At 53.7% G+C, this 13,379-nt stretch carries 15 protein-coding genes; 9 read left to right on the top strand and 6 right to left on the bottom strand.

Translation table 11 applies throughout. The features are described from left to right. Nucleotide 1: 1 nt before the first annotated feature. On the bottom strand, nt 2-865 hold the full coding sequence (locus tag ACN06F_RS11530; protein ID WP_193085702.1) for a MurR/RpiR family transcriptional regulator: 864 nt from the start codon (nt 863-865) through the stop codon (nt 2-4). Between the two features lie 113 nt (nt 866-978). On the opposite strand from ACN06F_RS11530, the gene ACN06F_RS11525 reads away from it, so the two are divergent. Then, nucleotides 979-2,187, top strand: coding sequence for an amino acid deaminase (locus ACN06F_RS11525; protein ID WP_193085703.1), 1,209 nt, complete (start codon nt 979-981; stop codon nt 2,185-2,187). A 33-nt stretch (nt 2,188-2,220) separates the two neighbouring features. On the opposite strand, the gene ACN06F_RS11520 is transcribed toward ACN06F_RS11525, so the two are convergent. The 4 genes from ACN06F_RS11520 to ACN06F_RS11505 all read right to left on the bottom strand — a co-directional run bounded on the left by ACN06F_RS11520 (nt 2,221) and on the right by ACN06F_RS11505 (nt 5,987). Then, complete coding sequence (locus ACN06F_RS11520; protein WP_193085704.1) at nt 2,221-2,898, bottom strand: HAD family hydrolase; 678 nt, start codon at nt 2,896-2,898, stop codon at nt 2,221-2,223. After that, complete coding sequence (locus ACN06F_RS11515) at nt 2,895-3,869, bottom strand: 2-hydroxyacid dehydrogenase (RefSeq protein ID WP_433923932.1); 975 nt, start codon at nt 3,867-3,869, stop codon at nt 2,895-2,897. The genes ACN06F_RS11520 and ACN06F_RS11515 overlap by 4 nt, the downstream gene beginning before the upstream one ends. A 43-nt stretch (nt 3,870-3,912) precedes the next feature. Next, nucleotides 3,913-4,881, bottom strand: a complete 969-nt coding sequence (locus tag ACN06F_RS11510) for a sugar kinase (protein WP_433923931.1) — start codon at nt 4,879-4,881, stop codon at nt 3,913-3,915. A gap of 95 nt (nt 4,882-4,976) precedes the next feature. After that, a complete protein-coding gene (locus ACN06F_RS11505) occupies nt 4,977-5,987 on the bottom strand; it encodes a LacI family DNA-binding transcriptional regulator (protein WP_433923930.1) in 1,011 nt (336 codons plus the stop codon). A 183-nt stretch (nt 5,988-6,170) separates the two neighbouring features. Between ACN06F_RS11505 and ACN06F_RS11500 the strand changes: the two genes are divergently transcribed. From ACN06F_RS11500 to ACN06F_RS11490, 3 genes are all read left to right on the top strand, one after another. Continuing rightward, on the top strand, nt 6,171-7,034 hold the full coding sequence (locus tag ACN06F_RS11500; RefSeq protein ID WP_433923929.1) for a methyltransferase domain-containing protein: 864 nt from the start codon (nt 6,171-6,173) through the stop codon (nt 7,032-7,034). Next, nucleotides 7,031-8,020 (top strand): methyltransferase, encoded by a 990-nt coding sequence (locus ACN06F_RS11495; protein ID WP_433923928.1) that lies wholly within the window; start codon nt 7,031-7,033, stop codon nt 8,018-8,020. Before ACN06F_RS11500 ends, ACN06F_RS11495 begins: the two co-directional genes overlap by 4 nt. A gap of 84 nt (nt 8,021-8,104) precedes the next feature. After that, nucleotides 8,105-8,833 (top strand): SIMPL domain-containing protein, encoded by a 729-nt coding sequence (locus tag ACN06F_RS11490; protein ID WP_038485737.1) that lies wholly within the window; start codon nt 8,105-8,107, stop codon nt 8,831-8,833. 11 nt (nt 8,834-8,844) lie between these two features. Here ACN06F_RS11490 and greB read toward each other — a convergent pair whose 3' ends face one another. Beyond that, nucleotides 8,845-9,393, bottom strand: a complete 549-nt coding sequence (greB, locus tag ACN06F_RS11485) for a transcription elongation factor GreB (RefSeq protein ID WP_084183742.1) — start codon at nt 9,391-9,393, stop codon at nt 8,845-8,847. A gap of 178 nt (nt 9,394-9,571) precedes the next feature. Here greB and ACN06F_RS11480 point away from each other — a divergent pair, with 178 nt between their 5' ends. From ACN06F_RS11480 to cysD, 5 genes are all read left to right on the top strand, one after another. After that, on the top strand, nt 9,572-10,216 hold the full coding sequence (locus ACN06F_RS11480) for a tetratricopeptide-like helical (protein WP_038485734.1): 645 nt from the start codon (nt 9,572-9,574) through the stop codon (nt 10,214-10,216). A gap of 154 nt (nt 10,217-10,370) precedes the next feature. Next, a complete protein-coding gene (locus ACN06F_RS11475) occupies nt 10,371-11,057 on the top strand; it encodes an NUDIX domain-containing protein (RefSeq protein WP_038485731.1) in 687 nt (228 codons plus the stop codon). Nucleotides 11,058-11,059: 2 nt separating this feature from the next. Then, nucleotides 11,060-11,506 (top strand): DUF1249 domain-containing protein, encoded by a 447-nt coding sequence (locus tag ACN06F_RS11470; RefSeq protein WP_009721899.1) that lies wholly within the window; start codon nt 11,060-11,062, stop codon nt 11,504-11,506. Continuing rightward, on the top strand, nt 11,506-12,240 hold the full coding sequence (locus ACN06F_RS11465; RefSeq protein ID WP_433923927.1) for a phosphodiesterase: 735 nt from the start codon (nt 11,506-11,508) through the stop codon (nt 12,238-12,240). Before ACN06F_RS11470 ends, ACN06F_RS11465 begins: the two co-directional genes overlap by 1 nt. 178 nt (nt 12,241-12,418) lie before the next feature. Beyond that, nucleotides 12,419-13,378 carry a sulfate adenylyltransferase subunit CysD gene (gene cysD, locus ACN06F_RS11460; RefSeq protein ID WP_433923926.1) on the top strand — a complete coding sequence of 320 codons (960 nt, stop codon included), beginning with the start codon at nt 12,419-12,421 and terminating at the stop codon, nt 13,376-13,378. The last annotated feature ends 1 nt before the right edge of the window (nt 13,379 follow it).

Here is a 13,379-nt window from a genome sequence, read left to right as displayed (position 1 = left end):
CTTAATCTCCTAGTGGCTGGCGGTTGTCGCCACCGCGATGGTCATCGAGGCTAAGTTTGAGACGGCGTAATTTAGTTCGTGAACGCTCACGGTGGCGCATGGCAAGTTCAAGCGCTAACACGTCGATGACCGCCAGCATGGCGTAGCGGGAAGCTGAAGGGTGATAGATGAAGTCGGTCTCACGCGAGGTAATTGGTAGCACGATGTCGGATGTTTCGGCTAAAGGAGAATTCATAGCGGTGATGGCAATCACTTTTGCGCCGTACTGCTTGGCAATTTGTGCAGACTCCACCATCTCCGGGGTATAGCCAGTGACTGATAGCACAACGATGACGTCATTCGGCTCTAGGGTTGACGCTACCATGCGGGGCAAGAGTGCTTGAGGGTAAGCGCAGATCGCATAGCCCAGTCTCACTAAACGGAACTGAAACTCTTGACAGAGAATGCTGGAACCGCCTCCTGCGCCAAATACCAATATCTGGCGCGCTTGATCTAGCAGTTCAACCGCGCCTGCCACATCGGCCTGGGCGAGCAGGTCACGGTTAAGCGCCAAGGTCTGCGTGGCAATGTCATACACCACGCTTGAACTGTCTTCGGGGGTCGCTTCTTGTATAAAACGACGACCTGCCGCTAAAGCGCGTGTTAAGCGCGTTTTTAAGTCGCGCACATTCGTGCAGCCGATAGCGCGGGCAAATCGGGTGACGCTGGCATCACTTACCCCCGCGCGCTGGGCGATGTCACCGATGCTTGCTTCGGTGACAAACTCAATGTCAGCAAATATCAGCTCGGCGACTTTCTTTTCAGCTTCGCGTAGGGCTGCAAAGTCAGTGGTAATACGTGACAAGATGTCGATTTCTTGGCTCACCGTGGACTCCTAATGGTTGCCTGATTTAGAAAGTATGTTAGTTTCTAACCTGAAGTCAATAGTTGTGAAAATATCTAACATTGATGTTTTTTTACAAAAGAGGAAATGGGCGAATGCAGACAATGCCATTGGTAATGGATAAAGGCGGTGAGGAATTGGGATCAAACCTGCTATCAGGTGTCAGCCTGCCTACTGCCGTGGTGCATGAAGGCCCACTGGCTCATAACGTAGCGTGGATGCAACGATTCGCTGAGGCTCATGGCGCTCACTTGGCGCCCCATGGCAAAACCACCATGACGCCCGCGCTTTTCCATCGACAGCTCCAGGCGGGGGCGTGGGGTATCACGCTTGCCACTGCACCCCAGTGTCGCGCGGCCTTCACCAATGGTGTCACTCGGATATTGATGGCGAACCAACTGGTTGGTCAGGCCAATATGGCCATCATCGCCAGCCTGATTGAGCAGGGCGCGACGTTTTACTGTGTGGTCGATAGTCAGGAAAACGTGCGTCAGCTCGGGCGTTTCTTTGCTGAGCGTGATTTGAATTTGGCGCTACTTATTGAGGTAGGGGTCACTGGGGGGCGTTGCGGCTGCCGCAATAAGCAGCAGATTCTTTCGCTGGCGGAGGCAATTGCTGATGAGCCAGCGCTTTCACTGGTGGGGCTAGAAGGCTATGAAGGTGTGGTTCACGGGGATAACCCCGAAGCGGGTATTCGTGTTTATGCTCAATATCTGGTGGATGTAGCGGTAGAGCTTGAAGCGGCTGGCCGCTTTGCGGAAGAAAACCCGATCGTAACGGCCTCAGGTTCTGCTTGGTATGACGTGATTGCAGAAGTCTTTGAGGGTGCACCGCTGCAGGGTCTATTTACCCCCGTGCTACGGCCTGGGTGTTATGTCGTCCACGATCATGGGCTTTATCGTGAAGCGCAGTCAGCGGTATTAGACCGCCGACCGGATTTACAGCAGGGGCTTGAGCCTGCTCTGGAAGTGTTTGCCCAGGTGCAGTCGCTTCCCGAACCTGGGCTTGCCATTGTGGCGCTCGGTAAGCGTGATATTGGTCATGACCAGTTACCGATTGCCCTGCGTCGTTTCCGGGAAGCAGGTAGCCCCTCGCAGCCATTGCCTGTGACTGGTTGGGAAGTGACGAAAATTATGGATCAGCACACTTTTGTGCGCCTACCCGAAGAAGCTCTGGATGTCGAAGTCGGTGATATCGTCGCGTTTGGCGCCTCTCATCCCTGCTTAACCTTTGATAAATGGCGCCAACTGCTGTTAGTGGATGACCAGTTAAACGTTAAAGAGCGTTTGGCCACCTACTTTTAAAAGAGGCTCTATGATCGCTCGCCGCGACGTCGCTTACGCGGCTAAGCGCGCAATAGCGGCGGGCAGTTCATGGGCGTGTTGAATACCAATGGCACCCTCGGGGGTAACTTCCTCGTTAGGGAAGTGGTTTAGGTGAATGACGTGCATGCCTGCTGCCAACCCTGCTTCCACTCCCACCGCCGCATCATCAATCACCACGCACTGTTGGGGTGAGTGGCCCATTGCGGCGGCGGCTTGGCGATACAGTTCAGGGTTGGGTTTCCAGACGTTTAAGGTATAGGCGCTAAACAGCCTGTCGCCAAAATGGTGGCTTAGCTCGGTGCTTTCCAGCGCACAGCGAATTTTGGGTTCGGGGCCATTAGACACCACCGCTTTGGGGTGGCTGCTTAACTGCTCCAATGCGGCGGGCATACCCGGTATCGCCACCAGCTCAGCACGCATGCGGGTTTCCATACGTGTCCGCATGTCTGCCTCAAGCTGAGAAAGCTTGCTGTTTTCCAATGTCTGAAAACGACGTTCCAGCGTTTGCACGATTGTCAGGAAACGTACCCCGCGAAATTCATCCATATATTGCTGTGCTGAGAAGGGTAGGTGAAATTCGGGAAGGATTTCACCCATCACCTCGGCAAGTAGTACTTCGCTATCCACCAGGGTGCCATCGCAGTCGAACAGTAAGCAGAGAGGTGTAGACGTGGTGTTAACAGCACTCATCGATATGCTTCCTCGTTGACCAGGCTGATAGGGCGTTCACCCTGAAGTGCCAAGCAAATATTATCCACCGCCCGCTGGGCCATGGCGTCGCGGGTTTCATGGGTGGCAGAGCCGATATGCGGCAGTGCGACCACATTGGGCATCTTCGGTAGCGGTGACGAGGAGGGGAGCGGCTCCTGCTCAAATACATCCAGCCCGGCTGCTTGAATAACGCCGTTTTTCAAGGCGTCTATTAACGCGTTTTCGTCGACGACTTTGCCCCGAGCGATATTGATGAAGATGGCGGAGGGCTTCATCAGCGCGAACTCATTCGCACCAAGCAAATGTTCGGTGTCGGCGGTGAGAGGCACGGTAACACAGACGAAATCGGCCTGGGCCAACAGCTCGTTGAGTTCGCGGCGCTGCGCACCCAGCTCCTTTTCAAGGGCAGGCTTGTGCGATGCATTGGAGTAAAGCACCCGCATATCAAAACCCAAAGCTCCGCGCCTGGCGACAGCCTGACCAATACGCCCAAATCCCACCATGCCGAGAGTTTTGCCATGCACATCGCTACCAAATAGTGCGGGGCCAATGCTGGCCTGCCATTTGTCCGCTTTGACCCACTCGGCTAATTCAACTACCCGGCGCGCCGTGGCCATGATCAGGGCAAAGCCTGTATCGGCGGTGGTTTCGGTAAGCACATCAGGCGTGTTACACAGCATAATGCCGCGCTGGGTCAGTTCCTCAACGGGGATGTTGTCATAGCCAACAGAGACGGTCGCGATGACTTTCAAGTTGGGCGCTGCGTCCAGCAACTGAGGGGTGATTGCCAAGCCGGAGCCGATAATGCCATGCGCTTGCGCTAGGTTGGAAAGCACGTCTTGTTGAGTGAGGTCTAATGGTTTGGATAGCCCAACTAACTGGGCGTGCTGTTCAAGTTCCGCCCATTGAGATGAGCTGAGCCGCCCTAGTACGATGACGCTCTTTTTCATGCTGCCTCCTGTCGCTTGGCTGGTGTTTGCGAATGCTAGTGGCTTAGCGTTGTTCTAGCGCCTGCAGCTGTTGGCGGCTAGGTAATCCTTCCATATCGCCCACTACTTGAACGGCCTGGGCGCCCACCAAGTTGCCGCGGTTCAATGCCTGCTGAGGCGTAAGACCATCTAATAAGGCGCTAATCGCGCCCACTGCGAAGCCATCGCCTGCGCCAACGGTATCGACTACTTCAGCGACTGGTTGACCAGGAACCAAATAACTTTCAAGTGAGCCGTTGATGTTGCCGCGATAGTAGCTACCTTCTGGCCCCAGTTTAATAATGACAGCCTTAACACCGCGCGCCAGATAGAAGTCGGCAATTGCTTCAGGCGATTCGCAGCCAGTGAGCAAGCGCCCTTCGGCCAGCCCTGGCAATACCCAATCGGCACGGCTGGCAAGTTCATTTAAGGTAGTGCGCATGACGTTCTCGTTGGGCCAAAGTGACGGACGCAGATTGGGGTCAAAGGAAATGCTTGCCCCATGAGCACGCGCCTGTTTCATTAAATGACGGGTAAGCTGGCAAGCACTTTCAGATAAGGCTGGGGTAATGCCTGTTGCGTGTAGGTGGGTAAGCGCCTGAAAGTCGACATTCTTAGCATCCTCGATAGAGAGATGGCTTGCGGCACTGCCTTGTCTGAAATATTCAACTCGTGGGTCAGCGCCGTCCTGTGCACGCTCTTTAAAGAGCAGCCCTGTGGGGCGCTGTGAGTCAGTGTGAATATGCTGGCTATCGATGTGCTCAGCTTCCAGTGCTTTGCGAATTAATTGGCCGAAACTGTCATTGCCCACTCGACTTAGCCAGCAGACCTGAAAGCCCAGCCTAGAGAGGCCTATCGCGACATTATTATCGGCACCCGCCAAACGGCGATGAAAGTGCTCAATGTCTACAAGAGGGCCGGGGGCATCGGCGACAAACATGGCCATGGCTTCGCCGAAGGTCAGTATTTTGGGTGCAGAATCAGACTGTGTCATAGGGCGTCTCACTCGTTTTGCTGCTGATTGGGAACGATACCATTTCGAGGTGTCAGTTGTACGGAGTCTCGCAACGCTGCAGGTAAGGGCTGTCCTTAGGGGATGGTGCTACCCCGGGCAATTAGCGTTGGTGAGTGTCGGGCTTGCACGGCGAGCTTGCCTGCGTGCTGGGGAAGCTGATTAAGCAGGCAGGCGACGGCGGCTTGACCAATCGCATCGGTTGGCTGGGCAAGGGTGGTGATGCCTGGCGACACGAGTTCACACCACTCCAACTCATCAATGCCTAGTAAGCCGATTGATCCCATCGTGAGGGCAAGGTGCTGAAAGCTGCGCACCATCGCGAGCGTTACGTTGCCATTGGCGCACAATACTGCCTTGGGAGCGCTGGCAGGCCGCTGGGTAAACTCGGTTAATGTTGGTATGGCTGAATGTTCATCTAGGCTGCTTAGCACTAGCGTCTGGTTGTCCAGGCCTAGGGTTTTTACTTGCTGCTTAAATCGTCTCAGCCGTTCTTGTCGAGCGCTGGCATGTTCAGGCGCTTCACTTACATAAAGCACTGAGCGATAGCCTTGTTGGACTAAGTGATCCAGTGCCATATCAATCGCTTGGGTGTTATCGAGCCCAATAACCTCGGCATCGAGCTGGCGAATTTCGCGGTCAAGAAGCACCAACGGAATACCGCTGTGCATTAATGCTTGCAACTGAGATTCAGGTTGCCCCGCCGCATTGATGATCAGGCCTTCCACTTGATAGGCGGCCAGCGATGCTAGTTGCGTTTGTTCTTGCTCTGGGTCGTTATCGGTATTGCACACGATCAGCGAATAGCCGAGGGCTCGTGCGGCCTGCTCTACGCCATGTACAGCGGCAACAGAAAAAGGGTTACGTATATCAGCCACTAGCATACCCAGCAGCCGTGAGCCTCCGCCTTTTAAACCACGCGCCATGAGATTGGGCTGATAGCCCAATGTGTTAGCTGCCTGTTCAATCTGTGACTGGAGCTTGGGGGTTAGCCGTTCGCGCTCTGAACCGAAATAACGTGAGACGCTGGTTTTGGATGTACCCGCTAATTTGGCAACTTCGATGAGGGTGGCCCGAGATGACGGCATAAGTGGCATGTTTCTTAAATAAATGGGAACGTTCCCAAGTTAGCTGTTTTCGATCTGAAAGACAATACTCGTGGTATGGCTTGGCATCGACACTTAACCCTCGTCGTCTCCACTATCGGAGCAAGCCTTCTGCTCTCAGGCAGGTTAAACTACGCGACTTTGAGTCAACGCTTGGCGCCATGCATGCATCCCCTTAATACATCAACAAGTCATATTTCAAACAGCCATATTGCAAAAGGCTATGAGCTAACTCAGGCGGGAGATCGTTATTTCGATGGCCTGGTCGATAAGTTCTCCCGTTCGCTTTACCAAGCGCCCCGTGGCGAGCTGCGACTGGCGATGCTGGATTATTTGCTGCCGCAAATGCTGCGCCTGACAGCACAGCCAGTACTTGATGTTGGTGGTGGTTTAGGACAACTCTCGGGGTGGTTTGCTGAGCGTGGGCACGCGGTCACCATGGCAGAGCCTTCTCAGGATATGTTGGCCCATGCAAACGCATGGCATGACGAGCGACGTGCTGCAGGTGTTTGGCCACCAGAACAGCTTTGCTATCTTGCCGCGCCACTTCAGTTGCTGCCGCAGCAAGCGCCAGGGCCTTGGCCGCTCATCACCTGTCACGCTGTGCTTGAGTGGTTAGGAGAGCCTGAGCAGGCCGTGCAAACGCTTGCTAGTCTGCTTGCCCCTGGTGGGCAGTTAAGTTTGATGGTGTTTAACCGCGATGCGTTGCGCTTTTCCAACGTCATCAAAGGTAACTTAAAAAAAGCGCTTAGCGACCAGCTTGAGGGTAAAGGTAAGCGACAGCGGTTAACGCCTATCTCACCGGTCACCCACGACGAAGTGTGCCAGTGGGCAGCGAATAACGGCCTGCTCATGGATTCCGTTGCCGGGATACGAATTTTTCAGGATTATTTACGCCATCCTTCTGCAGAGGAGAGTGATCAGGCAACGTTGCTGGCGCTCGAAAAGCAGTATTGCCGCCAAGATCCTCACTGGCGGCTAGGACGCTATTTACTTTATACCTTCACCAAACCCGAGGCTTATGTATGAGCGCGCAACTGCCGGCTTGCCAACTTCTTGAACGTTTCTATGGCCAATCGGCTAACTTATGGCCTGTTGCGCCGCCTGCTGATGCCTGGTTGCAAGCCCATTCCACGGCAATGATCAGTGGTGACGTAGCGCTGCGTGAGCAGTGGGTGGCCAGTGGTAAAGCAGCCGCTAGCCCGTTTGATGCACCCTTTATTCAGCAGGCTGGGCAGGTGGTGCTGTTTTGGCCGAAAGCTCATCAGTTGGGAATCTGGTGGCTAACATGGCTATGTCACGTGTTGCCTGAAAATACTCCGCTTGATGTTGTTGGTGAGCACCAGGGAGGCATTAAGCGCGTGCCTAAGATATTGAGTGAGTTGGGCATGCGCTGCGATAAGCTTGATAACGCTCGTCGTTGTTCATTATTTGCCACTCGTACGGTAGCGATGGAGCAGCCGGATAATGCGTGGCAAACCTTTGAAGCGCTGGATTTAAAACTGGTGAGTCATCCTGGCGTCTTTGGTCACGGCAAGGTTGATGAAGGCACGCGTTTAATGCTCGAAAGCATAGAGACTAGCTTGCCCAAAAAGCCGCTCAACGTGCTGGATGTGGGCTGTGGCGACGGCATTATTAGTGCTTGGCTTGCAGCGCGAGGCCATCAGGTCACCGCTGTGGATGTCAGTGCGTTTGCAGTGGAAGCGTGCCGCCGAACGCTAGCAGCTAACCAGCTTAGTGCTCGGGTGCTTGAGAGTGACGTCTATTCAGCGCTTGGGGGAGAGCAGTTTGATCTGATAGTGAGTAACCCTCCATTTCACCAGGAGCGCGAGATTACCTATAGCCCTAGCGCACGCCTTATTTCAGAAGCGCCCAATCATTTATCGGCCAAGGGGCAGCTTGTGTTGGTGGCGAATGCCTTTCTTCCATACCCTGATGTGCTGGAAAGCACCTTCGGTGGTTTTGAGACCTTGGCAGATAATCGGCGCTTTAAAGTGTATCGAGCCGCTAAATAGCAAGCGCCACTGCTGAGACGACTATTTGCGTCTATGCTGCCAATAGTAAGCCGCGTTTCGGCTTTACGTGTAAAGGAGATGGAAATGACAGGAAGCGTTCGTACGACGGCCGTTATTGGCAGTGCGTTGATCTTGGGCGGTTTGCTGGCGCTGGGGCTCGTGTGGGGAGGCAGTTACTTTAAAGGGGCTGCTGAGGTTTGGCAGCAGTCTTCACGCAGTGTCACCGTGCGTGGCTTGGCCGAGCGCGAAGTGGCGGCGGATATGGTGCTATGGCCACTTAACTATACTGTTAATGCCAATTCGCTTTCTGACTTAGAGCAGCAACTCTCCAGCAATGAGCAGTTAATTCGCCAATTTCTGGAGGCCCGTGGTTTCGATATGGGCAACGTCAGCGTAACGCCACCGCGTATTACTGATCAATTTAGCAATATGTATGGTGGCGAACGCCCAGACGAGCGCTATCGCGCTGAGGCTACGTTGCTGCTACGTACTGATAATGTTAGTGGGGTGATAGAGGCGGTGCCCCAAGCCACTGCTTTGGTACGTCAAGGCGTGCTGTTGTCGCCTAGCTATGAATACAGCACTGAGTTTTTGTTTACTGGCCTAGACGCGATTAAGCCTGAAATGATTGCTGAAGCGACTGCTGATGCACGCAATGCAGCCCAGCAGTTTGCCGAAGATTCTGGTAGTGGTGTTGGGGGAATACGCCAAGCGACCCAGGGCTACTTTTCCATTGAAGATCTCGATAGCTATACACCCCATATCAAGCGAATCAGAGTCGTCACTACGGTAGATTACTCGTTAGAAGAGTAGTCCTTACCGCCTCAAGTAGACGGTGATTTCATGCCCGGATAACGGATCGCCGTGATGGTGTAGAACGTCTCGCCATTGGGTGTGAGTACCGTGATATCGTCGTCTACTTCTTTCCCGAGCAGTGCTTTGGCCATGGGAGCATCGATACTGATCCAGCGCTTTTTGGTATCGATTTCGTCGTGGCCAACAATTCTAAGATGAACCTGCTCTCCGCTTTCATCTTCCAAATCTACGTACGCGCCGAAAAAAACCTTGCTGGTGTCAGCGGGCAGACGATCAACAATCTGCAGTTCGTCCAACCGTTTTGTTAGGTAGCCAATACGCGCAATAACGCGGTTTAACTCTTTCTTGTTATAGGTGTAATCGGCATTTTCACTGCGGTCTCCTTGGGCGGCCGCTTCGCCGACTTTGGCCGAAATGGCGGGGCGTTTAACTCGCGATAAATGGTCCAGGACAGCGCGCAGGCGAGCCGCACCCTCTGCTGTGATCAGGTTGCTCTTAGGTTGTTGGCGCGGGTCTTTCGCTGGATCGCGCCAGCGCGTCATATTTCGGCCTTTCATTGCGTTTTTCACCTCCTCAAAGAGCACCAGCTTACGCTAATGGCAGTGTGGTTAACAAAGCGCTTATTTATTGGCGATTCATTCAAACGTTCGTTACATTATGGGTGTGGGTGATTTCAGACCCCAAAACCAAACGTATTACTTGTTAGAAAGCACAAAAATAAACCAGGAGCTTATTATGCGCACACCCCCTTTTTCTCGGTTACTCATTGCAGCGGCGTTAGGCAGCGCCTTAGCGCTAGCCCCATTAAGTGTGTCGGCTTATGAAGGCGACGTATTCTCGCTAAAAAATCGTTGGGAACACACCGTCACTGAGATGCCAGCTAACGAGCGCGAGAGCACGCTTAAAGCGCTGGCCAGTGAGGCTGAGCAACTGGCTAGCCAACACCCTGATCAAGCGGAAGTATTAATCTGGCAAGGCATCGTGCTGGCTTCCTATGCACGTGAACGCGGCGGGCTTGGTGCATTAGGCACCGCGGGCGATGCCCGCGATGTGCTGGAGCGGGCCATTGAAATCGACCCACAAGGCGGCAATGGCTCGGCTTATGTCACGCTAGGAGCGCTATACGACCGCGCCCCAGGCAGGCCTTTAGGCTTTGGCAACAGCGATACCGCTGAGCGCATGTTCCAGCGCGCGCTAGAGATTCGCCCAGACGGTATTGATGTGAACTATTACTACGCGGCGTTCTTGAAAGAAGAAGGCAATACCCAAGCTGCTCGCGAGCATGCCCAGCGCGCGGTGAATGGTACTGCACGCGAGACCCGTCAAGCATCTGATGAAGCACTGCGTCGAGATGCCGAGGTATTACTCGGCGAGCTGTAGGCTGTTAGCCAAGGCGTCTAGCGCTAAGGTTGATAGAAACGCTAAGGTTGATAGAAACGCTAAGGTTGATAGAAACGCTAAGGTTGATAGGCGCATTGGCATTCCCAGTGGTAAGCATTGATAATAGAACGATTGTTAACACTGGGAGTGCTTCATGGCATCTAGCCCTAATTCATTAGTGCCCGATGCGTCAGCGCCGCCTCAGTTAGGCCGAGACGATGTCGAGCTTATTCAGCGAGAGACCCTTTATCAGGGGTTTTTCCGTTTGGAAGCCTTAGAACTGCGTCATCGTCTGTTTGAAGGTGGTTGGAGCGGCACGATGCGGCGTGAGGTGCATAACCGCTTCGACGCTGTTGGTGTGCTGCTTTACGACCCTGCTCGTGACGCGTTAGTACTTGTCGAACAGTTTCGTGCTGGCGCGATTGACGATCCGCTTTCCCCTTGGAAGTTAGAGTTGGTGGCGGGGCTGGCAGATAAAGACGAATCTCTTGAAGATGTTGCCCGCCGCGAAGCCATGGAAGAGTCTGGCTGCCAGGTTGGCGTGCTGACTAAATTACATACTTATTATCCAAGCCCAGGGGCGTGTAACGAGCGCGTGACGCTATTTTGTGGCTTAGTCGATACCCAGGGTATGGGGGGAATCCATGGCCTGGATGATGAGCACGAAGATATCCGTGTTCATGTGGTGACGTTCCCAACAGCATGGGAACTCCTGGAGCAGGGAAGACTCGATAACGCCATGTGTTTGATTGGGCTACATTGGTTAGCGAGCCAGCGCGCTTCGCTGCGTGCTGCTTCTCATCGAGCAGCGACAATGCCAAGCGAATCTGAAAAGGAGTGAACATGGCTAGAACCGCCTATGTCACCGATTTAAAGTCCCTGCAGGGCGAGTGTAGCGCCAACTATATGCGCATGCTTCGTTTGGTAGGTGATATGGAAAGTGGCCAGCGACGTGATATCGCGCTGCATGGCGATGACCAGCATTTCGGCGATTTACATCTTAAGATTCTGGAGCAGGCGCCCTATACCACGATGGTGGAAGTGACCCAGAGTGGGCCGCTAGATGCGGTTATTGAAGGCCCCAGAATGCGTGTCCATCTCTACCATGATGTACGTATGGCAGAAGTGACTGATTTTCAGCGTGAGCGCCACTTTAGTGGTCGCTATCGTTACCCGAATGCCAGAATGCACCAGCCAGATGAGAAGCTGCAACTGAATCGCTTTCTAGGTGAGTGGCTGGCGCATGGCTTAGCCCATGGTCATGCCTATGATATGCCGGAGTTACCCTGATGCGGCTGGTTCAGATTACCGATTCGCACCTGCATGCCGATAAGGCGGCTCGCTCACGGGCGGGAATTCCGTGGCAGCAGTTTGAGCGTGTGCTGGAAGCAGTGATTGCTGAACGGCCCGACATCGTCGTATTTAGCGGAGATGTAAGCCAAGATGAAACGGCTGCCTCTTATGCGTTGGCATGCCAAGCGCTGGCATCATTGCCGTGCCCATGGTTCTGGATTCCTGGCAATCACGATCAGTTGGCATTCATGCAAGCGGAGCACCCGCTGGTGGAGGAAGTCGACCTGGTCCAATGGCGATTATTGCTGTTGGATACCCATGTGGAAGACCATCCGTATGGCGAATTGGGCGCTGAGCGCTTAAACGCACTGGCTGAGCGCCTAGAAGAAGATGATCGCCCTACCTTGATTGTGATGCATCATCCCCCCGTTGATGTGGGCGCTGTGTGGATGGACGCTATTGGCCTTCAAGATCGCGATGCGTTTTGGCAACTGTTAAACCGCCACCCTCAGGTTAAGATCATCCTGTTTGGTCATGCCCACCAAGCCTATGCCCAGTCGCACCGTACCGCGGATGGCAAGATTGACGTGTATGGTTGTCCTGCCATCGCAGACCAGTTCTTACCCGGCGCAGAGCAGTTTGCGATTGATGAAGCGTCTCGACCCGGCTATCGAATCATTGATCTGCATGGCAGTGATTGGCAGACCTGGATTGAGCGTGTCGCCGTATAGTCTGTGCCTGTGATGACACTGTTAGGCAATAAAGATATAAAAAGATAGTTATTAATTCTTTTGGGTTATTATTGACTCGGCGTTACCCTATCCTCAAATAACCGTCTTTCGGCAACGCTACCGTTAGGCGGCAAATAGCGTTTGCACGTGCAAGCACCGTTTTGTGAGGGAGTAGGTAATGAACCAGTTTTCTGCGACGTCGGCGTCCCAGCGTGAGGTGTCTGCCACACCCGACGCGGCACGTTTGACCCATCTAAAGCAGCTAGAAGCTGAATCGATACATATTATCCGGGAAGTCGCCGCTGAGTTTAGTAACCCGGTCATGATGTACTCCATCGGTAAAGACTCCTCGGTAATGCTGCACTTGGCGCGCAAAGCCTTCTACCCGGGGACACCGCCATTCCCGTTGATGCATGTGGACACCACCTGGAAGTTTCGTGAAATGATCGAGTTTCGTAACCGCATGGCAGAAGAAGCGGGGATGGAGCTGATTGTGCATACCAATGAAGAGGGGCGGGCTGCCAATATCAACCCCTTCGACCACGGTAGTGCGAAATATACCGACATCATGAAAACTCAGGCGCTCAAGCAAGCGCTGGATAAGCATGGCTTTGATGCGGCTTTCGGTGGCGCACGGCGTGATGAGGAAGCCTCGCGCGCTAAAGAGCGTGTCTACTCCTTCCGCGATAAATACCACCGCTGGGATCCGAAGAGCCAGCGCCCTGAGCTTTGGAATGTGTATAACGCCAACGTTAACAAGGGCGAGTCAATTCGCGTCTTCCCACTTTCGAATTGGACCGAGCTGGATATCTGGCAGTACATCTATCTTGAGTCGATTCCGATTGTGCCGCTTTACTACGCCGCCAAGCGTCCTGTGGTTGAGCGTGATGGCATGCAGGTTATGGTTGACGATGATCGCTTGCCTTTGGCACCAGGTGAAGTGCCTGAAGAGAAGTTTGTGCGTTTCAGAACGCTGGGCTGTTATCCACTGACCGGTGCGGTGGAATCAACGGCAGCTACACTGCCCGAGATTATTCAAGAGATGCTGTTGACCAAAACCAGTGAGCGTAGTGGCCGTGCCATTGATCGTGACCAGGTCGGTTCGATGGAGAAGAAAAAGCGCGAAGGCTATTTTTAAG

It is taken from the genome of Vreelandella sp. 21 (assembly GCF_050995515.1).
GTDB lineage: Bacteria > Pseudomonadota > Gammaproteobacteria > Pseudomonadales > Halomonadaceae > Vreelandella > Vreelandella alkaliphila.
This window is presented reverse-complemented; position numbering and strand designations above follow the sequence as displayed.